The 26,016-nt window shown below is 66.4% G+C and carries 16 protein-coding genes; 7 read left to right on the top strand and 9 right to left on the bottom strand.

Annotated features, from left to right (window positions below; translation table 11 throughout):
- Positions 1–124: 124 nt before the first annotated feature.
- The 3 genes from ESB00_RS06725 (at position 125) to ESB00_RS06735 (ending at position 8,261) form a co-directional block, all read left to right on the top strand.
- Positions 125–2,038 carry an amidophosphoribosyltransferase gene (locus ESB00_RS06725; protein ID WP_129046945.1) on the top strand — a complete coding sequence of 638 codons (1,914 nt, stop codon included), beginning with the start codon at positions 125–127 and terminating at the stop codon, positions 2,036–2,038.
- Positions 2,038–3,144, top strand: coding sequence for an AIR synthase related protein (locus tag ESB00_RS06730; RefSeq protein ID WP_129046946.1), 1,107 nt, complete (start codon positions 2,038–2,040; stop codon positions 3,142–3,144). Before ESB00_RS06725 ends, ESB00_RS06730 begins: the two co-directional genes overlap by 1 nt.
- A gap of 140 nt (positions 3,145–3,284) precedes the next feature.
- Positions 3,285–8,261 (top strand): beta strand repeat-containing protein, encoded by a 4,977-nt coding sequence (locus tag ESB00_RS06735; RefSeq protein ID WP_129046947.1) that lies wholly within the window; start codon positions 3,285–3,287, stop codon positions 8,259–8,261.
- Positions 8,262–8,276: 15 nt separating this feature from the next.
- Here ESB00_RS06735 and ESB00_RS06740 read toward each other — a convergent pair whose 3' ends face one another.
- From ESB00_RS06740 to kdpA, 7 genes are read right to left on the bottom strand one after another with little or no spacing between them, the layout of a single operon-like run.
- Positions 8,277–9,674 carry a DEAD/DEAH box helicase gene (locus tag ESB00_RS06740; RefSeq protein ID WP_129046948.1) on the bottom strand — a complete coding sequence of 466 codons (1,398 nt, stop codon included), beginning with the start codon at positions 9,672–9,674 and terminating at the stop codon, positions 8,277–8,279.
- 60 nt (positions 9,675–9,734) lie between these two features.
- Entirely contained in the window at positions 9,735–10,439 is a 705-nt protein-coding gene (locus ESB00_RS06745) for a response regulator (protein ID WP_129046949.1), read from the bottom strand.
- On the bottom strand, positions 10,436–13,108 hold the full coding sequence (locus ESB00_RS06750; protein ID WP_218938694.1) for a sensor histidine kinase: 2,673 nt from the start codon (positions 13,106–13,108) through the stop codon (positions 10,436–10,438). Before ESB00_RS06750 ends, ESB00_RS06745 begins: the two co-directional genes overlap by 4 nt.
- The gene (kdpC, locus tag ESB00_RS06755) at positions 13,105–13,659 is read right to left on the bottom strand and encodes a K(+)-transporting ATPase subunit C (RefSeq protein WP_129046950.1); all 555 of its coding nucleotides are present in this window, start codon (positions 13,657–13,659) and stop codon (positions 13,105–13,107) included. The genes ESB00_RS06750 and kdpC overlap by 4 nt, the downstream gene beginning before the upstream one ends.
- Positions 13,660–13,670: 11 nt before the next feature.
- Positions 13,671–13,832: a hypothetical protein gene (locus ESB00_RS19620; RefSeq protein WP_164976079.1), complete on the bottom strand. Its 162-nt coding sequence runs from the start codon at positions 13,830–13,832 to the stop codon at positions 13,671–13,673.
- Positions 13,833–13,843: 11 nt separating this feature from the next.
- Positions 13,844–15,913 carry a potassium-transporting ATPase subunit KdpB gene (kdpB, locus tag ESB00_RS06760; protein ID WP_129046951.1) on the bottom strand — a complete coding sequence of 690 codons (2,070 nt, stop codon included), beginning with the start codon at positions 15,911–15,913 and terminating at the stop codon, positions 13,844–13,846.
- A gap of 20 nt (positions 15,914–15,933) precedes the next feature.
- Positions 15,934–17,619: a potassium-transporting ATPase subunit KdpA gene (gene kdpA / locus ESB00_RS06765; RefSeq protein WP_129046952.1), complete on the bottom strand. Its 1,686-nt coding sequence runs from the start codon at positions 17,617–17,619 to the stop codon at positions 15,934–15,936.
- A gap of 136 nt (positions 17,620–17,755) precedes the next feature.
- Here kdpA and ESB00_RS06770 point away from each other — a divergent pair, with 136 nt between their 5' ends.
- From ESB00_RS06770 to ESB00_RS06785, 4 genes are all read left to right on the top strand, one after another.
- Positions 17,756–19,522 (top strand): DEAD/DEAH box helicase, encoded by a 1,767-nt coding sequence (locus tag ESB00_RS06770; protein WP_129046953.1) that lies wholly within the window; start codon positions 17,756–17,758, stop codon positions 19,520–19,522.
- 9 nt (positions 19,523–19,531) lie between these two features.
- The gene (locus tag ESB00_RS06775; RefSeq protein ID WP_129046954.1) at positions 19,532–20,059 is read left to right on the top strand and encodes a cupin domain-containing protein; all 528 of its coding nucleotides are present in this window, start codon (positions 19,532–19,534) and stop codon (positions 20,057–20,059) included.
- A gap of 78 nt (positions 20,060–20,137) precedes the next feature.
- Positions 20,138–20,755 (top strand): HNH endonuclease, encoded by a 618-nt coding sequence (locus tag ESB00_RS06780; RefSeq protein ID WP_129046955.1) that lies wholly within the window; start codon positions 20,138–20,140, stop codon positions 20,753–20,755.
- An 88-nt stretch (positions 20,756–20,843) separates the two neighbouring features.
- A complete protein-coding gene (locus ESB00_RS06785; RefSeq protein ID WP_129048296.1) occupies positions 20,844–21,362 on the top strand; it encodes a glycine cleavage system transcriptional repressor in 519 nt (172 codons plus the stop codon).
- A gap of 36 nt (positions 21,363–21,398) precedes the next feature.
- Here the strand turns inward: ESB00_RS06785 and ESB00_RS06790 are convergent, their stop codons facing one another.
- Both ESB00_RS06790 and glnD read right to left on the bottom strand, forming a co-directional pair.
- Positions 21,399–23,129: a GAF domain-containing sensor histidine kinase gene (locus tag ESB00_RS06790; RefSeq protein WP_129046956.1), complete on the bottom strand. Its 1,731-nt coding sequence runs from the start codon at positions 23,127–23,129 to the stop codon at positions 21,399–21,401.
- A gap of 65 nt (positions 23,130–23,194) precedes the next feature.
- On the bottom strand, positions 23,195–25,993 hold the full coding sequence (glnD, locus tag ESB00_RS06795) for a [protein-PII] uridylyltransferase (RefSeq protein WP_129046957.1): 2,799 nt from the start codon (positions 25,991–25,993) through the stop codon (positions 23,195–23,197).
- Positions 25,994–26,016: the final 23 nt, after the last annotated feature.

Genomic DNA, 26,016 nt, shown 5'->3' on the forward strand with positions numbered 1-26,016 from the left:
TTGACGAGTGCCGGGCTCTGGGCTGATAGAAGGTCTTTAATGCCGTGACGCGCAGAACCGACCACTCCAGTTCCCTCTCAATACCGGCCGGGTGCAGTGTAACCAGCGACAGGAGGGAGCGGGCATGAGCGAGTTCATCTCCCACGAATGCGGCGTGGCGCTGGTGCGGCTGAAAAAGCCGCTGGCCTACTACCAGGAGAAATACGGCACCCCGCTCTGGGGCTTCAACCAGCTCTTCCTGCTCATGGAGAAGCAGCACAACCGCGGCCAGGACGGCGCCGGCGTGGCCTGCGTGAAGTTCGACGTCCCGGCCGGCGAGCCCTACATGTTCCGCGAGCGCAACGTCGAGACCAACCCCCTCGACAAGATTTTCCAGTCGCTGCTCGCCCGCTACAACCAGCTCGTCGCCGAGGGCGCCGTGCTGCCGGAGTTTCCCGAAACCGCGCGCAAGAAGTTCGATTTCTGCGGCGAGCTCTACCTCGGCCACCTGCGTTACGGCACTTCGGGCGGCTACAACCTGAGTTCCTGTCATCCGTTTTTCCGCCGCAGCTCCTGGCCGACCCGCAACGTGATGCTCGCGGGCAACTTCAACCTGACCAACACGCACGAGCTGAACGACAGCCTCATCGCGATCGGCCAGCACCCGATCTTCGCCACCGACACGCAGGCCATCCTCGAGCGCATCGGGTTCTGCCTCGACGACGAGCACGAGCGCCTGTTCCGCGAGCTCCGCACGCAGGGATTGCCCGGCGACGAGATTTCCCGCCGCATCAACGCCGAGCTCGACCCGGCCCGCGTGCTGCGCGAGGCCTCGGCGAACTGGGACGGTGGTTACGCGCTGGTTGGCGCGCTGGGCAACGGCGACGGTTTCGTTTTCCGCGACCCGTCCGGCATCCGGCCCTGCCACTGGTTTGAGAACGACGAGGTCGTGGCCTTCGCCTCCGAGCGTGCGCCGCTTTGCACGGTGTTCGATCTCGAGGCGGCGGACGTGCGCGAGGTCGAGCCCGGCTGCGCCGTGATCATGAAGAAGGCCGGCAGCGTTACCGTGGAGCGCATCAAGGCGGCCCTGCCCAAGACGCAGTGCACCTTCGAGCGCATCTATTTTTCGCGCGGCAACGACGCCGACATCTACCGCGAGCGCAAGGCCCTCGGCGCCGGCCTCGCCGACAAGATCTGGAAGTCCATCGGCGGCGACCTGGAGAATTCCGTCTTCAGCTTCATCCCCAACACCGCCGAGGTGGCCTACTTTGGCCTGATGAGCGAGCTGCGCTTCCGCCGCCGGGCCGAGGTGAAGCAGACCCTGCTCGACGCGGCGAAGGCCGGCCGGATCACCGAGGCGCTGATCGACGACCTGATTCTCTACAATTGGCCGCGCGGCGAGAAGATCGTCAGCAAGGACGTGAAGCTGCGCACCTTCATCAGCCAGGAGAAGTCGCGCAACAATCTGGCTTCGCTCGTTTACGACGTCACCTACGGCATCGTCCAGCCGAAGGACCACCTTGTGTGCGTGGACGACTCGATCGTGCGCGGCACAACGCTGCGCCGGTCCATCCTGCGCATCCTGAAGCGGCTCAATCCGAAGAAGATCATCATCGCCTCCACCGCGCCGCAGATCCGCTACCCCGACTGCTACGGCATCGACATGTCCGAGATCGGCAAGTTCATCGCCTTCGAGGCCGCCGTGTCACTGCTCAAGGAGCGCGGGCAGGGTGCGCTCATCGAGGAGGTTTACCGCCTCTGTCGCGAGGAGCTGAAGAATCCCGGCAAGTCGCCGGTGAACCAGGTGAAGAAAATCTACGAGCCCTTTGCCGACGAGGAGCTTTCCCGCCGGATCACCGAGCTGGTGTCGCCCAAGCCGAACGGCTGGAAGGGCGAGATCGAGATCATCTTCCAGTCCGTCGAGGCGCTGCACCGCGCGCTGCCGAACCACAGCGGCGACTGGTATTTCACCGGCAACTACCCGACCCCCGGCGGCTACCGCGTCGTGAACCAGGCTTTCGTGAACTACTTTGAAAAGGCCGAGGGCCGCTCCTACTGATGTCCCTTTCCTACGAATCCTCCGGCGTCCGTTACGACCAGCTCGACGCGTTCAAACGCGCCTGCCAGCAGGCCGCCCGCGGCACCAGCAACGAACTCGCCGCGCACGGTTACGCCGAACCCGCCACGACCCGCGGCGAGAGCGCCTACCTCATCGAAGCCGGCGACCATTTCCTGGCGCACGTTGAGGAGGGTCTCGGCACCAAGAACCTCGTGGCCGACGTGGTCTATGCGCAGACCGGGAAGAATTTCTACCGCGAGATCGCCATCGACACGGTTGCGACGATCGTGAACGACCTGATCACCTGCGGCGCGCGCCCGATCTCGGTCGCCATGCACGCGGCGGTGGGCGCTTCCGAGTGGTTCACGGACGCCAAGCGCATGCAGGCGCTCGTGGACGGCTGGGCCGAAGGGTGCCACCGCGCCGGCGCGGTGTGGGGCGGGGGCGAGACGCCCACGCTCAAGGGCATCGTCCATCCCGACGCCATCGTGCTCGCCGGCTCGGCCATCGGCAGAATCGCGCCGAAGTCGCAGCGCATCACCGGCGAGGTGAAGGACGGCGATGCGATCATCTTCCTCGCTTCGACCGGCGTGCAGACCAACGGCCTCAGCCTTTGCCGCCTCATCGCGGAGAAACTCCCCGCCGGTTACCAAACACCGATTGGGCACGGTGACGCCCGCACCTACGGCGAAGCGTTGCTCGCGGCGTCGGCCATCTACGTGGACTTCGTGGTGAAGTGCCAGCAGGCCGGCGTGAAGCTCAACTACGTCTCGCACGTCACCGGTCACGGCTGGCGCAAGCTGATGCGGCTGGAGGAGCCGTTCGTTTACGAGATCACCGAGCCGCGGCCGATCCCGGCGCTGTTCAAATTCCTCATGGAGGCCGGCCCGATCGACCTGCGCGAGGCTTACGCGACCTTCAACATGGGCGTGGGTTTCGCGGCTTATGTTTCCCCCGCGGCCGTCGAGGCCACGCTCGCCGCGGCCAAGGCCGCCGGGCACGATGCTTGGGTCGCCGGAAAGGTTCGCAAGGACGGCAGCCGCAAGGCGGTCGTCATCCCGTCGCTTGGCCTCGACTACTCGGGCGAGACGTTGCAGGTGCGCTGATAATCGTCTGGTCCAAAGCATCTTCGGGAATATTCCCCCATCGTTAGAACTTGGAGCCCCGGCTGATCGGCCAGTGTGAACTGTGGCGCAAAGCATCTGTTTGGGATTGGCTGCCAGACTCCTGCGTCCAAACTGGCCGCATGTCTCGCTGGATTCGCCTCCTCGCTGCGCTGCTGTTGATTGCCGTCGGTGGTTCGTTGCGCGCACAAATTATCCTGGTCAATGGCACCACCTACACCGGCCAGTCGCTCAACGACAGCATCCAGCTCAACGCGAGCACCACGGCGACCTTCACCGGCGGCACGACCTTCACCGGCCCCAACGCGACCTTTGGCAACAGTGCGGGGCTTTATTGGCAACAGGGCGGCTCATTGACCGGCAAGACCTTCTCTCTCGGCAGCAGTGCCTACGTTTATGTGCAGGGTACGGGCAACAGCCTGACGCTCAATTCCACGACGCTGACCACGGGCAACGGTGCTTATTTCTACCTGACCGGGGCGAATACAGCCCTGACGCTGGACGCCAGCACGACCATGACCGGCGGCATCTCGCTCTACAGCGATGGCAACACCGGCACGGCCATCACAAACCAGGGCACGCTGACACACAACGTTGGCAGTGGTTCGATCTATGCGGCGAACTTCACTAACTCCGGCACGATCTCGGCGACGGGCGGCACCTACCTTTATCTGGGTTACCCGAGTGCCAGCTACAATTCCACGAACACCGGAACGGTGACTTCAAACGGTTCCGGCACTTATGTCTATCTGCGCGGCAACTTCGACAACAACGGGACGTTGACCGCGCAGAACAGCGGCAACCTGCTGTTCGACGGCAACAACACGACGGCCAACCTCGGCAACGTCGTCCTCGCCAGCGGAGGGCACGCCCTGCTCAACGGCACGATCGACAACACTTCGGCTACCCTGACGGCCCCGACGGGCGGCGCCTACGAGCTTTACGGCGGCACGATCACCGGTGGCACCATCGCCAGCGGAGCGCTCAGCTTCACCGGTTCGGGCGGTTATCTTAGCGGTGCCACGCTCAACGGCGACTTGACCGTGGGCAACAGCGCCTATGTGCGGTTGACCAACAACGCGAGTTTCACGGGCACGAACGTGAGTCTGGGCAACAGCGCGGGTCTCTACTGGCAGCAGAGTGGCACCTTGACGAATCACACGTTTTCCCTCGGCAACAGCGGTTACGTTTATGTGCAGGGTACGGGCAACAGCCTGACGCTCAACTCCTCGACGCTGACCACGGGCAACGGATCTTACTTTTATCTGAGCGGGGCGAACACCAGCCTGACGCTGGGAACTGGCACGACGATGACGGGCGGCATTTCGCTCTACAGTGATGGCAGTGCCGGCACGGCCATCACGAATCAGGGCACGCTGACGCACAACCTTGGCAGCGGTTCGATCTACGCGGCCAATTTCACCAACGCCGGCACGATTACGGCGACCGGTGGAGCCTACCTTTACCTCGGATACCCGAGTGCCGGATACAACACGACGAACACCGGATCGGTGATCGCGGATGGCTCCGGCACTTACGTCTATCTGCGCGGCAACTTCGACAACAACGGGACGCTGACGGCGCAGAACAGCGGCAACCTGCTGTTCGACGGCAGCAACACGTCGGCCAACCTGGGCAACGTCACCCTCACGGGCGGCGGCCGAGCCTTGCTCAATGGCACGATCGACAACACCTCGGCCACGCTGACGGCACCGACAGGCGGCGCTTACGAGCTTTACGGCGGCACGATCTCGGGCGGCACGATTGCCAGCGGCGCGCTCTCGTTCACCAGTTCGGGTGGTTACCTCAGCGGCACCACGCTCAACGGCAATTTGACCGTGGGCAACAGCGCCTATGTGCGCTTCACCAACAACGCGAGTTTCACGGGCACGATTGTCAATTTGGGCAACAGCGCGGGTCTCTACTGGCAGCAGAGTGGCACGTTGGCGAACCACACGTTTTCCCTCGGCAATAGCGGTTACGTTTATGTGCAGGGGACGGGCAACAGCCTGACGCTAAACTCCTCGACCCTGACCACGGGCAACGGTGCCTATTTCTATCTGAGCGGGGCGAATACCGCCCTCACGTTGGACATCACTACGGCGATGACGGGCGGCATCTCGCTCTACAGTGATGGCAGTGCCGGCACGGCCATCACGAACCAGGGCACGCTGACGCACAACCTAGGCAGCGGCTCGATCTACGCGGCGAACTTCACGAACGCCGGCACGATTACGGCGACGGGTGCCAGTTACCTTTACCTGGGTTACCCGAGTGCCGGATACAATACGACGAACACGGGATCGGTGATCGCGGATGGCTCCGGCACTTACGTCTACCTGCGCGGCAACTTCGACAACAACGGGACGCTGACGGCGCAGAACAGCGGCAACCTGCTGTTCGACGGCAGCAACACGTCGGCCAACCTGGGCAACGTCACCCTCACGGGCGGCGGCCGAGCCTTGCTCAATGGCACGATCGACAACACCTCGGCCACGCTGACGGCACCGACAGGCGGCGCCTACGAGCTCTACGGCGGCACGATCACCGGTGGCACCATCGCCAGCGGGGCGCTTGGCTTCACCAGCTCGGGCGGTTACCTCAGCGGGGCAAGTGTCACCGGGGATCTCAATCTGTCCACCGTGAGCAGCTACGTGCGTTTCACCAACGCTGCGAACTTCACGGGCGCCAATGCCACGTTTGCCAACAGCGCGGGCCTCTACTGGCAGCAGGTGGGCACGCTGACGGGCAAAAGCATCACGCTGGGCAACGGCGCCTACCTCTACGTGAGCGGGGCCAACAATGCGCTGACCTTGGACAGTGCGACGACGGTGACGGGGGATGTGAGCATCTATTCGGATGGCAGCGCGAACACGGCGATCACCAATCAGGGCACCCTGACGCACAATGTCGGGTCCGGCCAGATCTACGCCAGCAACTTCACCAACGCGGGCACGATCACCGCGTCAGCGGGCACCTATCTTTATCTGGGTTATCCGAGTGCCGGCTACAACTCGACGAACACGGGCGCGGTGACCGCGGACGGTTCGGGTACCTTTGTTTATCTGCGGGGCAACTTTGACAACAACGGCACGCTGACCGCTCAGAACAGCGGCAACCTGCTGTGGGATGGTGACAACACGACGGCCAACCTTGGCAACGTGACGATCAGCGGCGGCGGCCGGGCGTTGCTCAACGGCACCATAAACAACACCTCGGCTACGCTGACGGCCCCGACGGGCGGCGCCTACGAACTTTACGGCGGCACGATTACGGGTGGCACCATCGCCAGCGGGGCGCTTGGCTTCACCAGCTCGGGCGGTTACCTCAGCGGGGCAAGTGTCACGGGGGATCTCAATCTGTCCACCGTGAGCAGCTACGTGCGTTTCACCAACGCTGCGAACTTCACGGGCGCCAATGCCACGTTTGCCAACAGCGCGGGCCTCTACTGGCAGCAGGTGGGCACGCTGACGGGCAAAAGCATCACGCTGGGCAACGGCGCCTACCTCTACGTGAGCGGGGCCAACAATGCGCTGACCTTGGACAGTGCGACGACGGTGACGGGGGATGTGAGCATCTATTCGGATGGCAGCGCGAACACGGCGATCACCAACCAGGGCACCCTGACGCACAATGTCGGGTCCGGCCAGATCTACGCCAGCAACTTCACCAACGCGGGCACGATCACCGCGTCAGCGGGCACCTATCTATATCTGGGTTATCCGAGTGCCGGCTACAACTCAACGAACACGGGCGCGGTGACCGCGGACGGTTCGGGCACCTTTGTTTATCTGCGGGGCAACTTTGACAACAACGGCACGCTGACCGCGCAGAACAGCGGCAACCTGCTGTGGGATGGTGACAACACGACGGCCAACCTTGGCAACGTGACGATCAGCGGCGGCGGCCGGGCCCTGCTTAACGGCACGATCGACAACACCGCTGCCACGCTGAACACGCCAACGGGCGGCGCATATGAGCTCTATGGTGGCACGATCAACGGAGGCACCATTGCCAGCGGCGCATTGAGCTTCACCTCGTCTGGCGGCTACCTGAGTGGTGCGACACTGACCGGCGATCTCACCCTGGCTGCCGCCAGCAGCTACGTGCGGCTGCAGAACAATGCCACCTTCACCGGTACCCTGCTCAGCATGGCGGCCAATACGGGCATTTACTGGCAGCAAAGCGGGACTTTAAGCGGCAAGACGATCACCCAGGGCACCGGGAGCTATTTCTATGTGCAGGGAACCAACAATTCCCTGACCCTGGATTCCGCCACAACCGTGTCGGGTTCCATTTCCCTCTACAGTGACAGCAGCGCCGGCACGGCGATCATCAACCAAGGCACCTTGACCCACAGCATCAATACGACCGGATATCTTTACGCCCAGACCCTGACCAACCAAGGCTCCATTGCGATCAACACCGGCACGCTCTACCTGGGTTATTATGGTGACGATGCCACGATCAATTCAGCCGGCGGCACCATCACCCAGAATGGCGGCAACCTCTATATCTATTCGCCGATGACCAATGCCGGCCAGCTGAAGCTGATGGCCGGCACGCTTTACACGAATGATCTGCTGACCAACACCGCCACGGGCTTCTTTGGTGGCGCCGGCACGGTCAGCGGGGCGGTGACCATGGCGGGTGGCACGATCGCGCCGGGCAATTCGATCGGCACGATGACTTTCACCGCCGGCAGCGATCTCCTCGTCACGGGCGCTTCGGTCTTTGAGGTGGAGTTGGACGCCACCACTGCGGACAAACTGGTCTTCCAGAACCCGGGCACGATCAGCCTCGGCTCCGGACTTCTGCAACTTAGCCTGAATCTTCTCAGTGCGCCGACTCCGGACGGCATCTACACCCTCATCGACATCACCTCCGGCGGAAGCGGCATCTCGGGGTATCTGGCCGGCCTGCCCAATTCCGGCGACGCCTTCACCGCCTATTTCGCCGGCAATCCCTACGACTTTCACGTCACTTACCTGACCAACCAGCTCCGCATCCAGGCGGTGCCCGAGCCGGGCACCTATGCCCTGATGGGGGCAGGCCTTGCGGCGGTGGCGCTGTTGCGCCGTCGCCGCCAGGTGAGCTGAAAGCCGGTGCGGCGCTCAGCGCCGCTGCCAGCGTCCGCGGGAAAGGTTGCCGAATTTGCGCGATGGATGCGCGGGCTGCTGGCCGTGGCCGCCACCGTGTCCTTGCGGTTGGGCCTGCTGCGGCGCCTGGGTCTGGCTGGAAGGCTGGAAGTGGCGCTGCTCGCGTTGCGGCTGGCCCCGACCGCCTCCGTGTCCGCCTTGACCACCGCGCCCGCCACCGTGACCGTGCTGCGGCCGCTGGCCGTGGGCAGGGGCCGCGCCTTGGAAGCCCATGGCGGGCTTGGGCTGGGCGTGGTAGTTGAAGCCCTCAAGCTTCAGCTGCGGGACCTTCTGGCCGATGAAGCGCTCGATATCGCGGATCTCACCGGCCTGGTCGGGTGTGGTGATGGTGAAGGCGTCGCCCACGGCGGCGGCCCGGCCGGTGCGGCCGATGCGGTGGACGTAGTCCTCGGGGTTGGCCGGGATGTCGTAGTTGATGACGTGTGATACGCCGGCCACGTCGATGCCGCGGGCGGCGATGTCGGTCGCGACCATCACCTCGTATTTGCCGGACTTGAAGCCGGCGAGCGCCTCGACGCGCTGGTTCTGGGAGCGGTTGGCATGGAGCACCGCGACGGAATGGTTCGCGGCCTTCAGCTTGCGGGCGATCTTGTCGGCACCGTGCTTGGTGCGGGAAAACACGATGCAGCTGTGGAAGTCGGTCTTCTCGAGCAGCGCGACGAGCAGGTCGAACTTGAGCCCCTGCGGCACGGGATAGAAAGCGTGGGTGACCGACTGGTTGACCGTGCGGGAAACGCCGATCTCGACGCGGGCGGGGTTGCGCAGCGCGAAGCGGGCGACCTCCTCGATCTCGGGCGGGACGGTCGCGGAGAAGAACAGAGTCTGGCGCTCCTTCGGGCACATGCCGATGATCTTCTTCACGTCCTTCACGAAGCCCATGTCGAGCATGCGGTCCACCTCGTCGAGGATGAGGATCTTGACGCCGTCGAGGCGGAGCGTGCGCTCGTTGATGAAATCCATCAGGCGGCCGGGCGTCGCGATGACGATATCGGTGCCGGCCTGGAGCTCGCTCCGCTGGCGGCCGTAGCCGACGCCGCCGTGCACGACGGTGGCGCGGAGGTCGGTGAAGCGGCCGAAGTCGCGGAAGGCGGTCTCGACCTGCGCGGCCAGTTCACGCGTGGGCTCGAGGATCAGCACGCGCGGCCCGCGGGGCTCGTGTTTGCCGAGGCGGGCGAGGGTGGGGAGGGCGAAGGCCGCGGTCTTGCCGGTGCCGGTCTGGGCCGAGCCGATGAGGTCGCCGCCGCCGAGCACGACGGGGATGGCGCGGAGCTGGATGGGCGTCGGGTCGGTGTAACCCATGGCCTTGACTCCGTTGACGAGGGCGGGCGGCAGCCCGAGCTTGGAAAATGGCATAGCGGGTCATTAGCCGGGTTTTGGTCCCGCATAGCGAGGCAAATCACCCGGAGCCGGCCATCAGCCCTCGGCCACCAGCCGATAGCCAATCCCCGGGTCTGTCTTCAGATGCCGGGGCGAGGCCGGCTCGGCTTCCAGCTTCTGCCGCAGGTGAGTCATGTGCACTCGGAGATAATCGGTGCGCTCCTCGGCGGCCGGACCCCAGAGCTCGCGGAGGATCTGCCGGTGGGTGACGACTTTGCCGCGGTGCTGCACCAACAGCCTGAGCATGGCGTATTCCTTGGCTGTCAGGTGAACCTCCTGGCCGGCCCGGCGCACCTGACGGGCCGCGAGGTCCACTTCGAGGTCCCCGATGCGCACGACTGCCGGTTCGTTTGCTGCCGGCATCCGGCGGAGAATCGCGCGCACGCGGGCCAGCAGTTCGCGGCCGCCAAAAGGCTTGGTCAGGTAGTCGTCGGCGCCGGCGTCGAGCGCGGCGATCTTGTCGTCTTCGGTTTCCCGCACCGACAGCACCAGCACGGGAACGTGCGACCACTCGCGCAGGCGACGGATGATCTCGGTGCCGTCGAGATCGGGCAGGCCGAGGTCAAGGATGATCCCGTCGGGGGCCGCGTGCGCGATCTCCTGCAGGCCGAGCGTGCCGTTCTCGGCCTCGCGCACCTGATAGCCGCCGCCCTCGAGCGTCACGCGCAGCAGCCGTCGGATCTGCCTTTCATCGTCGATCACGAGCAGGGTTGGGGCGGGGATGGGCGGCTGGCTGCTCATTCGGGAGGCGGATTCTGCGGGGCCGTATGCGGCAGGTAAATGGTGAACACGGCGCCACCGCCGGGGTTTTCGCCGACCATGACCTCGCCGCCCTGTGCGGTCACGAAGCCGCGCACCAGGGAAAGGCCGAGGCCCAGCCCGCCGGCCCGGGCCGCGTCGCCGCGCTCGAATTTCTTGAAGAGCCGCTCGCGCATCGCCAGCGGGAAACCCGGACCGCGGTCGGCCACCGTGAAAAACACGCGCCGGCCGTCGCGCTCCAGCCCGGCGGTCAGGAAGACCGGCGTGCCGTCGGGCGTGTGGCGCGCGGCGTTGAGCAGCAGGTTGGCCAGCGCCTGTTCGGTCAGGGCGAAGTCCATGCGCAGCGGCGGCAGGTCTTCAGGCACGACAATTTCCAGCGGGTGAACCGCCAGGCTGTCCCGCACGCCGTCCACCGCGGCGTTGACGAGATCGCGGGCGTCGCACCAATCGAGGCGAGGACGCAGGGCGCCGCTTTCGAGGCGCGTCTGGTCGAGCAGGTTGCCCACCAGGCGGTTCAGGCGGCCGGCCGCGGAACGGGCTTCGCGCACGAGTTCCGCGCGCAGCTCCGGCGGCGCATCCTGGATGTTTTCCAAGGCGCTGCCGATCACGGCCAGCGGAGTGCGCAGTTCATGCGAGACACTGTCGAGCAGCACCCGGTGGAGCTTTTCCGACTCGGCGAGGAGCTTTTCGCGCTCGCTGGCGTCGCGCAGGTGCTCGCGTTCCACGCTCAGGGCGAGTTGGCGGGCGAAGGCCTCCAGCAGGTCTCGCTGCGCCAGGGTGAGAGACGCTTCCCGCGGCACGGCCACGCCGAGCACGCCGACGGCGTGGTTCTCGCGCACGAGCGGGAGGTAAAATGCACCTGCGGCGGGCAGGGTGTCGGTGAAGCGTCCGGCGGGGCGCCGGTGCCGGAAGACCCAGTCGGCCACGCCCCGCTCCTTGTCGTCGAGCGCCAGGGAACCGGCGTAATGCGGGGCGAGTTCACCGTCGCCCACGGCCAGCAGGAGCGAGGTCCGGGCGTTGAACAGCGCGTCGGCCTGCCGGAGGGCGGCGAAGACGGCCTCGTCGAGCGAACGCGCCTCGGCAAGGGCGCGCGTGAGGTTGAAGAGCGCGGTGGCCCGGCCCTCGCGGCGGCGCTCGGCGAGGGCCTGCGCCCGGATGCGCGAGGTGAGCTGGCCGGCCACGAGCGCGACGACAAAGTAGGTGCCGAACAGCAGGCCGTCCTCGATCTTTTCGATGCGAAAGGTGAAGCGCGGCGGGATGAAGAGGAAGTTCCAGGTCACCGCGCTGAGCACGCCGGCCATGAGCACTGGGCCGCGCCCGACGCGCAGGCTGAGCAGGATGACGGCCAGCAGGTAAACCAGGCCGGCGGCGAGGTAGTAGTTGGCCGGCAGGAGAGTGGCCGCGAGGGTCAGGGCGGCGACGGTGCCGGCGGCCCAGGCGTATTCGCCGGCGCCGCTGCGCAGCTCGTGGTCGAGGTCGTCGAGCGTGAGCGGCCGGCCGCCGGTCTCGGCGGGCACGACATACACGTCGATGTTGCCGCCAAGCCGGATGATGCGATCCACGAGGGAGCCGCCGGGCAGGTAGCGTGTCCACCACGCGTGGCGGGGCTTGCCGACCACGATCTGGGTGGCGTTGTGCTGCAACGCGGCGCGCACGAGGGCTGCGGCGATGTCCGGTCCGGGCGACACGACGATCTCGGCGCCGAGTTCCCGGGCCAGCGCCAGGTTGCGGTCGAGGAGTTTCTGCGCCTCGGGCGAGGGCGGGGTGACCGGCTCGACATGCACCGCCAGCCACGGTGCTCCCTGCGCCGCGGCGAGCCGGCGGGTCCAGCGCACGAGTTGGGTGGAGAACGGGCTTGATCCCACGCCGACCAGCAGCCGTTCCCCGCTGCGCCAGACCGTCTGCTTGGTCGTGCTGGCGCGCAGTTCGCGAAGCTGGCGGTCCACGCGCTCGGCCGTGTAACGGAGGGCCAGCTCGCGCAGGGCGGAGAGGTGCGACTCCTGGAAAAAGTTCTCGCGGGCCGCCGCCGCGCGCTCACCGAGATACACTTTGCCGTCCTGCAACCGCTCGCGGAGGGTTTCGGGCGTGAGATCCACGAGCTCGAGTTCGTCGGCCAGATCGAGGACGGAGTCGGGCACCGTCTCCTGCTGGACGGCGCCGGTGATCTGGTGAACCGCATCGGCGCGGGACTCGACGTGCTGGATGTTGAGCGTGGTCAGCACGTCGATGCCGGCCTCCAGCAGCTCGACCACGTCCTGCCAGCGCTTGGTGTGGCGCGAGCCGGGGGCGTTGGTGTGGGCGAGTTCGTCCACCAGCACGAGCCTGGGCCGACGGGCGCGGACGGCCTCGAGGTCGAGTTCGGTGAGTTCCGTGCCACGGTGCGCGATGACCTTGCGCGGGAGGACGGTGAGGCCGGACAGCAGCGCCTCGGTCTCGGAGCGTCCGTGGGTTTCGACGAGGCCGACGACCACGTCGGTGCCCGCCGCGCGTTCCTGCTGGGCGGCACGCAGCATGGCGTAGGTTTTGCCCACACCCGGGCACATGCCCAGAAACACCTTCAGGTGGCCGCGCCGGGCCCGGGCCTCCGCCGCGCGCAACGAGGCGAGCAGGGCGTCGGGATCGGGTCGGGCGGCGGCGGGGTCGGGAGTCACGGCGACGGGAAGGCGGTGTCGAGGGCGAGATTGAGGCGCAGAATGTTGACGCGAGCCGGAGTAAATTGTCCGCCTTCGATGTGGCGCGCAACGAGATCGTTGAGTGCAATCCGTTGGGCCGCATTCAGGTGTCGCGCTTGGGCGACCCGGTCCTTTTGCGCGATGACGGCGGCGGGCGAGAGGTGTGGATCGAGTCCGCCGCCGCTGCCGGTGAGGAGATCCGCGGGCAGGGCGGCGGCACCGCCGTGGGCGGCCCGGCGCTCGGCGATGGCGGCGGCGAGCTTGGCATTGCTCCAAGCCTGGTTGCTGGCCCCGGAGGCGACCGTCGCGTAGTCGCCGGCGGAAGGACGAGACCAGAAGTAGCGCGGATCGGTGGTCTTTTGCGCGAGCAGGGCCGAACCGACGAGCCGACCCTCGCGATGGAGTTGCGAGCCTTCCGCCGCATCGCGGAAGAAAGCCTGCCCGACGGCCCACACGGCGAGCGGATAGAGCAGCCCGGTCAGGAGCGTGAGGACGCCGAGGAGGCGCAGGCTGGAGAAGAAGGTTTTCATGGGAAGGTGATTCAGGGTTTGGCGGGTGAAACGGGCGGCCAGTCCACGCGGGACTTGCCGGATGGCCGATGCGCGGGATCATTGAACCAGAGCAGCACGACCAGGGCGGCGAGCAGGATCAGCACAGCCATGAACATGACCTGGTTGCGCGGCATCTGTCGGGGCGGTTTCATGGCGATGCTCATCAGACGAGACCGGCGGTGACGAGCGCGAGGTCGATGAGCTTGATGCCGAGGAACGGCGCGACCAGTCCGCCCACACCATAGACCAGCAGGTTGCGCCGGAGCAGGTCGGCGGCGGGCAGCGCGCGGTAGGCGACGCCGCGCAGGGCGAGCGGCACGAGGGCGATGATGATGAGCGCGTTGAAAACGACGGCGCTGAGGATGGCGCTCTGCGGCGAGTGCAGGCCCATCAGGTCGAGGGCGGCCAGCGGACCGGCGCCGCCGGAGACGGCGTAGAGCCCCGCGAACATCGCGGGGATGATGGCGAAGTATTTCGCCACGTCGTTGGCGATGGAGAACGTCGTGAGCGAGCCGCGGGTCATGAGCAGCTGTTTGCCGATCTCGACGATCTCGATCAGCTTGGTGGGGTTGGAGTCGAGATCCACCATGTTGCCGGCCTCGCGCGCGGCCTGCGTGCCGGTATTCATGGCGACGCCAACGTCGGCCTGGGCGAGGGCGGGGGCGTCGTTGGTGCCGTCACCGGTCATGGCCACGAGCCGGCCCTGGGCCTGTTCGTGGCGGATGCGCGCGAGTTTCATCTCGGGCGTGGCCTGGGCGAGAAAGTCATCCACGCCGGCCTCGGCCGCGATGGCGGCGGCGGTCAGCGGGTTGTCGCCGGTGATCATCACCGTGCGGATGCCCATGCGACGGAGCTCGGCGAAGCGCTCCTTGATGCCGCCCTTCACAACGTCCTTGAGATAGATGACGCCGAGCACGGCGCGGTCCTCCGCCACGACGAGCGGCGTGCCGCCGGCTTTGGCGATGCGCTCCACGGTGGCGGCGACCTCGTCGGGCCAGACGCCGCCCTGGGCGTTCACCCAGGTACGGACGCTGTCGGCGGCGCCCTTGCGAGTGCTGCGCCCGTCGAGATCCACGCCGCTCATGCGGGTTTGGGCCGCGAAGGGCACGAAGGTGGCGTGTGGGGCCGCGACCTCCCTCTCACGCAGTTTGAATTTCTCCTTGGCGAGCACAACGATGCTGCGGCCCTCGGGGGTTTCGTCGGCCAGAGAGGCGAGTTGGGCGGCCGAGGCCAGGCGCTCGGCGGCGATGCCCGGTGCGGGCAGGAACTCGACGGCCTGGCGGTTGCCGAGCGTGATGGTGCCGGTCTTGTCGAGCAGCAGCACGTCGATGTCACCCGCCGCCTCGACGGCGCGGCCGGAGGTGGCGATGACGTTGCGGCGGATGAGGCGGTCGATGCCGCTGATGCCGATGGCGCTGAGCAAGCCGCCGATGGTCGTCGGGATCAGGCAGACGAACAGCGAGACCAGCACAGGCAGGGAGGTGTCCACGGCGCCGGGTTGTCCGGCGAGTTGCTCGCTGAAGCGGGCGAAGAAGGGCAGGGTGGCGACCACGAGCAGGAACACCGCCGTAAGCGCGACAAGGAGGATGCCGAGGGCGATTTCGTTGGGCGTGCGCTGGCGTGACGCGCCCTCGACGAGGCCGATCATGCGGTCGAGGAACCCGCCGCCGGGCTCGACCGTGACACGGACGATGATGCGGTCGCTAAGCACGCGGGTGCCGCCGGTGACGGCGCTGCGGTCGCCGCCGCTTTCGCGGACGACCGGGGCCGATTCGCCGGTGATGGCGGATTCGTCGACACTGGCGATGCCCTCGATGACCTCGCCGTCGGCGGGGATGATGTCGCGCGCCTCGCACACGACGATGTCGCCCCGGCGCAGGTCGGGGGCGGCGACGCGCTCCTCGTGGTCGCCGCGCAGTAGCCGGGCGAAAGTCTGGGCGCGGGCGCGTTTGAGTGAGTCGGCCTGGGCCTTGCCGCGGCCCTCGGCCAGCGCCTCGGCGAAGGTGGCGAAGAGCACGGTGAACCAGAGCCAGAGCGTGATCTGGAGCGTGAAACCGGTAAGCACGCCGGCGAACAGGTCGCGCACGGCGGTCAGCGTGACCAGGACGGCACCGAGCGTTGTGACGAAGATGACCGGGTTGCGCCAGAGTTCGCGCGGATCGAGCTTGCGAAAAGCGTCGAGCGCGGCGCGACGGATCAGGGAGGAGTTCCAGCTGGAGGCGGAAGGTTTCATGGGAATGAGGCCGGGCGGGTTCAAAACGTGCGACCGGCGGCGAGCAGAAGGTGCTCGAGCACGGGTCCGAGGGTCAGGGCCGGGAAATAGGTCAAGGCGGCGACGATGAGCATGACGCCGGCAAGGAGGACGGCAAAGAGCGGGCCGTCGGTCGGGAAGGTGCCGCTGGAGGCGGGCACGGTTTTCTTTGCCGCCAGCCCGCCCGCGAGGGCGAGCACAGGGATGATGACGCCGAAGCGTCCCAGCACCATGGCGAGCGCTCCGCCCCAGGTGTAGAGATCGCCGGAGGCCGTGAGACTGCCGAAGGCCGAGCCGTTGTTGTTGGTCATCGAACCCCAGGCGTAGAGGATCTCCGTCAGGGCATGGGGGCCGGCATTGCCGACAGCCGCGCGGCCGGCTTCGGTGGCGAACGACACGGCACAGCCCAGCAGCACGCCCGCGCAGGGCAGCAGCACCGCGAGGGCGGCCATCCGCACCTCGAAGGCCTCGATCTTCTTGCCGAGATACTCGGGCGTGCGGCCAACCATCAGGCCGGCGAGAAAAACCGTCAGGACGATCAGCATCACCATGCCGTAGAGGCCGGAGCCGACACCGCCGAAGATGATTTCGCCAAGCAGCATGTTGAACAGCGCAAGGCCGCCGGCCAGCGGCGAGAGCGACGAGTGCATGGCGTTGACCGAGCCGTTGGAGGCGGCGGTGGTCGCGTTGGCCCAGAGCACCGAGGGCGTGATGCCGAAGCGCACTTCCTTGCCCTCCAGCGCGAGCGCGGCGGAACCCGGGGCGGCGTATTCGCTCCACAGCGACAGGCCGAGCGCGCCGACGAAGAAGGCGGTCATCACGCCATATACCACCCACGCGTGGCGGCGCGCACCGACCAGCAGGCCGTAGGCATACACGCAGGCCGCAGGCAGGGCCAGGAGGGCCAGCATTTGCAGGAAATTGGAGAGCGGGGTCGGATTCTCGAAAGGGTGGGCGGAGTTCAGGCCGAAAAAGCCGCCGCCGTTGGTGCCGAGCTGTTTGATGGCGACCTGCGAGGCCGCCGGGCCGAGCGGAATGACCTGCTCCTGGCCGGCAAGCGTCGTGGCGAAAGGATAGGCGGCGAACGACTGGACGACGCCCTCGGAAACCAAGACCACGGCGAGAACAAAGGACAGGGGCAGCAGCACGTAAATCGTGGAGCGCACGACGTCGGTCCAGAAGTTGCCGAGACCGGCGGCCGCCTTGCGGCTCAGGCCGCGGGCCAGTGCGGCCATCACGGCCAGACCGGTGGCGGCGCTGAGGAAATTCTGCACGCCGAGGCCGGCCATCTGCGTCAGGTAGCTGAGCGAAGCCTCGCCCGAGTAGGCCTGCCAGTTGGTGTTGGTCAGGAACGAGACGGCGGTATTGACGGCCACGCCCAACGGCACCGGTCCGAAATTTTGCGGATTGAGCGGCAGGCGGGCTTGCGCGAGTTGGAGCGCGAGGATCACGGCGCCGCCGAGCAGGTTGAAAATCACGAGGGCGACGGCGTAGCTGCGCCAGGTCATGTCGGCCTGGGCGTCCACGCCGGCGAGGCGGTAGAGGCTCCGTTCGAGCGGTGTGCACCAGCGCAAACCCGGGAGCGGTTCGCCGCGCAGCACGGCGGCCACCCAGCGTCCGAGCGGGACGGTCACGGCGAGCAGGGCGACAAGGTAGAGGGCGAGATAGGTGAAATCCGCGGAATTCATGCGGGTCCAGCATACCGGACAACGCGCGCGCCGACTAATTAAGAGCGGAGCCCGGGCCATTAAGAAAACGCTAAGGCGGCGGGACCGGATCAAACTTTGTGCTCTCTTTTTCCCGGGGCGGGGTCACTCTTCCGGCATGGAAAAACGTCCGTTCAGCGAACTGGGCCTCTCGCCCGATATTTTGAAGGCGGTGGACAAGATGGGCTTCGAGGAAGCCTCGCCCATCCAGACCGCGGTCATCCCGCATGCCCTCACCGGACGCGATGTCGTGGGCCAGTCGGCCACGGGCTCGGGCAAGACGGCGGCCTTCGCCATCCCGGCGATCGAGAAAGTGGACGTGACGTTGAAGAAGGTGCAGGTGCTTGTGCTTTGCCCGACGCGCGAACTGGCGGTGCAGGTGGCCGAGGAGTGCGGCAAGCTGGGGTCGTTCAAGCGCGGCCTCATGGAGGTGCCGATCTATGGCGGCCAGAGCTATGAGCGGCAGTTCCGCGCCCTGGCGGCCGGCGCGCAGGTTGTCATCGGCACGCCCGGCCGCGTGATGGATCACATGGAGCGCGGCACGCTCCGTCTCGACACGCTCAAGGTTGTCGTGCTCGACGAGGCCGACCGCATGCTCGACATGGGTTTTCGCGACGATATCGAGCGCATTCTCTCGGCCGTGCCCGAGACGCGGCAGTGCCTTTTCTTCTCCGCGACGATGCCGCGCGGCATCCAGGAGCTGATCAAGCGCTACACCCGCGACCCGGAGTGGGTGAAGATCGAGGCCCATGCGCAAAACGCACCCAAGGTGGAGCAGATCTACTTCGAGGTGGACCGCCGTTCGAAGATCGAGGTGCTCACGCGCCTGATCGACCTGCACGACTTCCGCTTCGGCATCATCTTTTGCAGCACGAAGATCATGGTGGACGAACTCGATGAGCACCTGCACGCCCGCGGCTACTCGGTGGATCGGCTCCACGGCGACATCACGCAGGCGCAGCGCACGCGCGTGATGGACAAGTTCCGCCGCCGCGGCTTCGAGTTTCTGATCGCGACCGACGTGGCGGCGCGCGGGCTCGACGTGGACGACCTCGAGGTCGTGTTCAATTTCGACCTGCCCAACGACGCCGAGGACTACACGCACCGCATCGGTCGCACCGGCCGCGCGGGCAAGACCGGCATGGCCTTTACCTTCGTGTCAGGCCGCGAGATCTACAAGCTGCAGGGCATGGTGCACTACGCCCGGCTGAAGATCCGTCGCGAGCGCGTGCCCTCGCTCGACGAGGTCGAGGAGGCCAAGGGCAACGTGTTCTTCGAGAAACTCCGCGCCACGCTGGAGGAGAAGAAGTTCAAGTCACACGACCAGATGGTGGATCGCCTGCTGGAGATGGGCTACACGAGCACGGACATCGCCTCGGCGCTGATTCACCTGATGGGTGGGGACACGGCCGAGCCGGTGAAAAAGACGGCGAAGGTGCGGGCGGAGCACATCGCGGCCAACGAGGCGCCGACGGATCGGGGCCAATCCGCGGCTCCGCGGGTCGCAGAACCGAGCCCGGCCCGCCGGGATGCGGGCCCTCCCGCCAGGACCGAGACTTCCAAGCCCGTGCCCTCAGGCGACAAGTTTGCCGCCCAGAAACGAACCTACGACCGCAAGCCGCGCACGGGGCGCGAGCCGGGCTTCACGGTGGTTTCCTTCAACGTCGGACGCCAGCAGCTCGTGACTCCCGCCGATCTCGTCGGCAAAATCGCCGGGGTCACCCGGCTGCCGGCCAACACGGTTGGAGCCATCGACATCCACGAGGACTACACCCATGTCGACGTGGCCTGCGAGCATGCCGAACTGGTGGTGGCCAAGCTGGCCGGCATTCGCATCAAGAACCAGTCGCTGAAGCTGAGCATCGTGCCGGCAACCGGCGCCTGACCGCGGCGCATGAATCCCGGCGGGCTTTCGCCTGAAACGCATACGGCGGAGCAGGTCATCACACTGCTCCGGCTGGAGCCGCTCGCGCAGGAAGGCGGCTTCTTCCGGCGCGAGGCCGAGGCGACCGCCCGGGGCGCCGACGGACGGCTCACTTGGTCCACGATCTATTTTCTGCTCACTCCGGCTGGATTCTCCGCCCTGCATCGGCTCAAGGTGGACGAAATCTGGTGCTTCCAGGCCGGGGATGCCGTGGAATCGTTGCGGCTGCATCCTGACGGACGCGGCGAACGCGTGCGGCTCGGACTGAACGTCGGGGCGGGGGAGCGCCTGCAGGACGTGATCACCGCGGGCACCTGGCAGGGCACGCGGCTCGCGCCGGGCGGGCGTTGGGCCTTGGTCAGCTGCGTGGTCGTGCCCGGGTTCGAGTGGGGCGATTTCGAGCTGGGCGAGCGGCTGCCACTGGCAACCCGCTATGCCGCCTTTGCCGGAGACATCGCGGCCCTCACCCGCGCTCAGCCGATCAGCGGCCGGTTGTAGCGAACAACTTCACAAAACCGTCGCGGAGCACGACTTGACAGGGATAGGGGCGGAGCCTATCACACAGGCCCGTTGCCTATGGAAGCCGTGCTGGATCAACCGGTGCTCGTGCTGAACCGCCTTTGGCAGGCGGTCAATGTCATCGCGGCGCGTCGCGCCTTCGCCCTGCTGGCCCGCGAACACGCGCAGGTCGTCCATCAGACGGAGGACAACTTCCGCACCTTCTCGCTGATGGATTGGATCGATTTCTCGGCCTACAATCCCCCGGTTGAGGAACTGGAGACGGTCCGCACGATCAACCGCAAGGTGCGGCTGCCGCGGGTCATCCTGCTTACGTTTTTCGACAAGCTGCCCTGCAAGGAGCTGAAGCTCACGCGCAACAACGTCTTCGAGCGGGATGACGACAAGTGCCAGTATTGCGGCCACGTTTTCCCCCGCGAGGAACTGAACCTCGACCACGTGATTCCGCGCCACTACGGCGGCAAGACGACCTGGGAGAACATCGTGTGCTCGTGCATCAAGTGCAATTCCCGCAAGGCCAACCGCCTTCCGCACGAGGCCCACATGCGGCTTATCCGCAAGCCCGTGCGCCCGAAGTGGCGTCCGGTCATCAGTCTCGTGCTCAACAATCACCGGCACGAGAAGTGGAAGGACTTCCTCGATGTCGCCTACTGGAATGTGGAGCTGGAGGAGTGATCTGGCGCGACCGGGCCAAATTACCCTGGGGTGCGAATGCATAAGCGGGTTGCATGCGGCGGTTCCGCGCGGGTAGACTTGCTGCATGATCGAGACACTTGTGATGACCATCATGGCCGAGGATCGGCCGGGTCTGGTGGAGCGGATCACCTCGTGTGTCGCCGACCACGGCGGCAACTGGCTGGAAAGCCGCATGTGCCATCTCGGCGGCCGGTTTGCCGGCATCGCCCGCGTCGAGGTCCCGGCCGAAAAGCTGAACGGGTTGACGCATTCCCTGCATGGCCTCGAGTCCGACGGGGTTCGCATCATTCTTGAGAGCGGCGCCGGTCCGGTTGCCCCGGCGGGGATGGTGGCGTCGCTCGAACTGGTGGGCAATGACCGCCCCGGAATCCTGCGCACCGTGACCGGCGTGCTGGCCGCGCATGGCGTGAACGTCGAGGAGCTCTCCTCCGAGTGTGTAAGTGCGCCGATGGGCGGCGGTGAACTTTTCCAGGCCCGCGCCCGTGTGCTCGTGCCGGTCGGCGTGAAGATCGAGGCGGTCCGGGCCGACCTGGAGAAAATCGCCACCGACCTGATGGTGGATTTGCAGCTCAGGCCGGTGGCCTGAGCGAGGAAGACCGGTCCCGGCAGCAAAGCCGATAACTCAGCCTTGGGCGATCGGCAGGGTCACGCGCATCGTCGTGCCACGCGGACCGGTGCTCCGCAACTGGAGCGAACCGTGGTGGTCCTTGACGATCCGCAGCGCGATGGTGAGGCCGAGGCCGGTGCCGCCGGCGCGCGTCGAGAGGAAGGACTCGAAGATGCGCGGCTGAACCTCGGGCGGAATGCCGCCGCCGGTGTCGCTTACGTCAATGAGCACGTTGGCGCCTTCCGTCGCGCAGGTGATGCGCAGCTCGCCGCCCTGCGGCATGGCGTGGAAGGCGTTCAGGGCAAGATTCAGAAAGACCTGCTGGATCTGGCCCTTGTTGACGTCCACCGCGACGGCCCCGGCGGGCGGCGTGTAGTGCAGCTCGACGCCGGCCTGGGCGAGCTTGGCGCGCAACAGGTGGTTGGTGTCGCTCAGGATTTCGTCGAGCGACCACCGCGAGTGCAGGCTGGCCGGGGCGCGGGCAAAGGAGAGCACGCGGGTGACGAGGCCCTCGAGCTGCTCGATTTTCTCCGTGATGATCTGCAGGTCCTTGCGCCGCGGGTCGGCGGGGGCGAAGTCGGCGCCGAGCGGCCCGTGCAGGAGCTTGATCACCGTGAGCGGATTGCGGATCTCATGGGCGATCTCGGCGGCGAGCAGGCCGAGGGTGGTCAAGGTCTCGTTTTTGCGCAGCACTTCCTCGGAGTGGAAGACGCGCGAGTAGAGCCGGGCGTTGTGCAGGGCCACCGTGGCGAAGTTGGCGAGCGCGGTGAACAGGCGTTTCTCATCGTCGCTGAACCGGTGCGGGTGGTCATGAAACACGCTCAGGATGCCGGCCGGTTTGTCTTCGAGGATCAGCGGCGAGGCGAGCGCACTGCACAACGAGGGATCGCGGGGCAGGTCGGCGGCCTCGCGGTAGCGCGCTCCGTCGAGATGCTGGTATTCCGTCGCCCGGCCGGTGCGGAGCGCCGAGGCGAAGAGCGCCTCGTCGATCGGCACCGTCTGCTGCTGGAGTGAGAGGCCGGTGGCTGCGAGGTCGCCGGCCGCGGACCAGGAGTGGAGCTTCAGTTCGCGACTCGCATCGTCGTAGTCGTGAAGCAGGCTGAGCCGGGCGTTGAAGAGGGCGCGGGCGCTGTCGGTGATCGTGTTGAGCAGCTCCTCCGGCGCGAGCTGGGCCACGAGCGCATGGCCCAGTTCCACGAGGGTCGTGAGCTGGGTGGAGTTGGCGCGCATCCGGTCGAACTGCCAGAGACGGTTCAGCACGCGCCCGGCCTCGTCGGCAAACGACTGGAGCCGGTCCAGGTCGGTGGAATTGAACGCACCCGGCTGGTCGGCATCGAGGTTGACGACGCCCACCACCTGGCCCTCGACGATGATGGGGGCGGCCATCTCGCTGCAGACACCACGCCGGGCCGCAATGTAGCGGGGTTCGTGACTCACGTCGGCGACGAGCAACGGACGCGCGTGCAGCGCGACCCAGCCGGTGATGCCCTGGCCCGGGCGCAGCGCGAATTCGCCGGTCTCGGGCGGCAGGCCCTGCTGCGCGCAGATCTCGAGGCTGGCGCTTTCCGGGGTCAGCAGGGAGAGGGAGCCGCTGTCGGCGGGGAAAGCCGACATGATCGCGGCGAGCACCCCTTCCTGGGCGGAGATGGCGTTGGGGGCGGTGACAGCCAGCGAGGCCAGGGCGTGATGGGCCGCCGCATCGGACTGCCGTTTGGCGGGGGCGGACTGGGGGTCGAATTCGGCCATGGCGGATTTCCCGGCAAACCTAGTGGACCCCGCGGGCAATGCGCAACCAGCGATCGGTAATTCCTTTACCCGGAAGTCTCGGTCCGCCCCGGAGTGATAACCGCCCGCAGGGCATCGCGGAGGTGGAGCAGCCCGGCTTCCTCCACCGGCGTGTCGGGCTTGTCCGGTTCGATGTAGAAGGTGTCGAGGGCGATGCTGCGCTCGGTGTTGATGCGGGCGAAGGTGATGTCGAAGCCGTGGTCGGAGATTGTCTTCACGAGCTGGTAGAGCAGGCCGATTTTGTCGTGGGCCTGGATCTCGACGATGATGCGTTTGAGCGAAAGCTCGTGATAGACCTCGACGGTGGGCGGGAAGGTGGCGGGCAGCTCGGAGGTGCCGGCCTTGTAGCGGTTGGCGTGCGCGAGCTTCGCGGCCTGCGCATTGATGTCGGGGAGCAGGTCCTTTTCGCTCACCAGCGCGTCGTCCACCGTCTGGGCAAAACTCTCCATCGCCTTCTGGTTTTGCACGATGCCCCGGCCGGGCTCGACGACGTGGAAGGTGTCGATCGCGATGTGGTCGGCGCGGGTCGTGATGCGCGCCGAAAGGATGCTGAGGCCGGCGACGCTGAAGGCCCCGGCCAGCTTGTAGAACAGGCCGGCGCGGTCCCACGTCACCACATGCACGGTGGTGTAGCTGCGGTTGAGGTCGTCCTTCCACTCGATGACCGGGCGCAGCGGATTGAGCGAGTCGGCGGTCGAGATCGTGTGGAGCAGGCGGTTCACCATCTGGATGTGGAGGGTGATCTCCGTCTCGTCCGTCTGGATGAAATAGCGCTCGGGCAGCAGATTGAAATGGGCGGTGATCTCGTCGGTGCTGATGCCCGGGATCGTCTGCGCAATGAGGGTCTGCCGGATCATTTCCTTGCGCTCCTGGAGTCGGGTTTCGACCTTCTCGCCGAGGGCGAGGCGCTCCAGCGTCGTGTCGAAGAGGCGGCGGTGCAGCGAGTCCTTGTAGCTGTTCCAGAGACTGGCCGAGGTGCCGTTCGCGTCGCAATACGTGTGGACGTAGAGGTAGCGCAGCAGGTCGGCGTCTCCGACGTGCGAGGCAAATGCGGCTGAAGATTTGGGATCATCCAGGTCATGCTTCTGCCAAAAGCGTGCCATGATGAGGTGATTTTTGATGACGAAATTGACGGTCTTGCGGATGTCCTTGGGGATCCCCAGGCGCTTGAGCACCGGGGCGGCGACCGTGACGCCCGTGTCGGCGTGGCCCTGGATGCCCTCGCTCTTGCCGATGTCGTGCAGGAGCAGGATCAGGTAGAGCAGGTTGGGTTTGACCGTCTGGTGCAGCACCTCGCGGTAGCGTTGGGCCCGCGGATCGGCGGAGGTGAAGATGTTGTCCAGCTCCCGGATGGTGCTCAGGGTGTGGATGTCCGCCGTGTAACGGTGATAATACTCGTGCTGCACGAGGCAGATCAGCGGCGCGAACTCCGGCAGGAAGCGCCCCAGCACCCCCAGTTCGTGCATCAGCGACAGGGAGGGGTAAACCTGGCCGGTCTCCTCCAGGATGGTGAGGAAGCTGAGGTTGGCGTCAGGCGACTCGATGACCTGCTGGGTGATCAGCTGGCCCGAGCCGCGGATGAGCGAGGCGAGGTCGAGGTCGGGCGTGCAGCCGAGCTGCTGGCAGTGGCGGAACACCCGGATCAGGCGGACCGGGTCTTCCTGGAAGATGTTGCGGTTCTCGTAGGCGAGCTCGCTGCCGCGGATGAGGAACCCGTCGATGCGTTTGGTGCGTTCCGTGCGGCGGGCGAGCATCAGGTTCTTCAGCGAACCGACCAGGCCCGGCCCCGCGGAAACGCCCAGCGCCAGCCGCTGTTCGACGGTGCGTGACACCCGGAAAATCGCCTGCGCGTGCCGGTAGTAGTCCTGCATGAAGGCCTCGACGCGTTCCAGCAGGTCGGCCTGCGGGTAGCCGAGGTTGGCCGCGAGCCGGGGCTGGGTGTCGAGGTTGAGCACGTCGGTCGGGTGCTTGCTCATGAAGTGCAGTTCATGGCGCACGCGGAGCAGGAAGTCGTAGCCGTCCTCCATTTCGCGGAGTTCGGCGGGCTGGAGATAGTTCTGCTGGGCCAGTTCCTCCATGCGCGTGATGCCGAGGCGCACCCGCGACATCCAGAGCGTGTTCTGGTAGTCGCGCAGGCCGCCCACGCCGTTCTTGATGTCGGGCTCCTGCAGGAAAACCGTGTCGCCGTGCTGGGCGCGCCGGCTGTTCTGGTCCGCGAGCCGGGCCACGATGTAGGCCTTGGGGTCGCTTTGCAGGTAGTGCTTCCGGTAGGCGTCGGCGAAGTTATCGTAGAGTGTCGCCGTGCCCGCCAGGAAACGGGATTCCAGCAACGCGGTCTTGGTTTTGATTTCCTTGGCCGCCTCGGCGAACACCTCGGGCAGGGTGCGCGTGGAGTGACCGATCTTCAGCTTCAGGTCCCAGAGCGGGTAAAGGATGGCGTTGGAGAGGTGTTCCTGAAACTTGGCCAGTTCCGGGGTCTTCCGGACCTCGGGGTAGAGGAACATCACATCCACGTCGCTGAGCGGGTTGAGCTCCGCGCGGCCGTAACCGCCCAAGGCGACGAGGCAGACCGGCACCGGCGGTTCGCCCTGCTGTTTGCGCCAGCCTGCGATCGCGGTCGTGAAAAGCGGCACGAGCAGCCCGTCCATCCGGTCCGCCAGCGCGCTGGCGACCTTCCGGCCGGGGGCGCCAGCCTGGTGCAGCTGGCGGATGCGCTCACCCTCCGTATCCAGGTAGGTCCGGCAGGCGGCCAACCGGGCAGGGGCCGGCGTCTCGGCCGTGAAGGCCGGCTGGTGCCGGAGAGGGGAGGCGGTTGGGACGGACATGGGCGGCCGCTACATGAGCAGCG

It is taken from the genome of Oleiharenicola lentus (assembly GCF_004118375.1).
GTDB classification, from domain to species: domain Bacteria; phylum Verrucomicrobiota; class Verrucomicrobiia; order Opitutales; family Opitutaceae; genus Lacunisphaera; species Lacunisphaera lenta.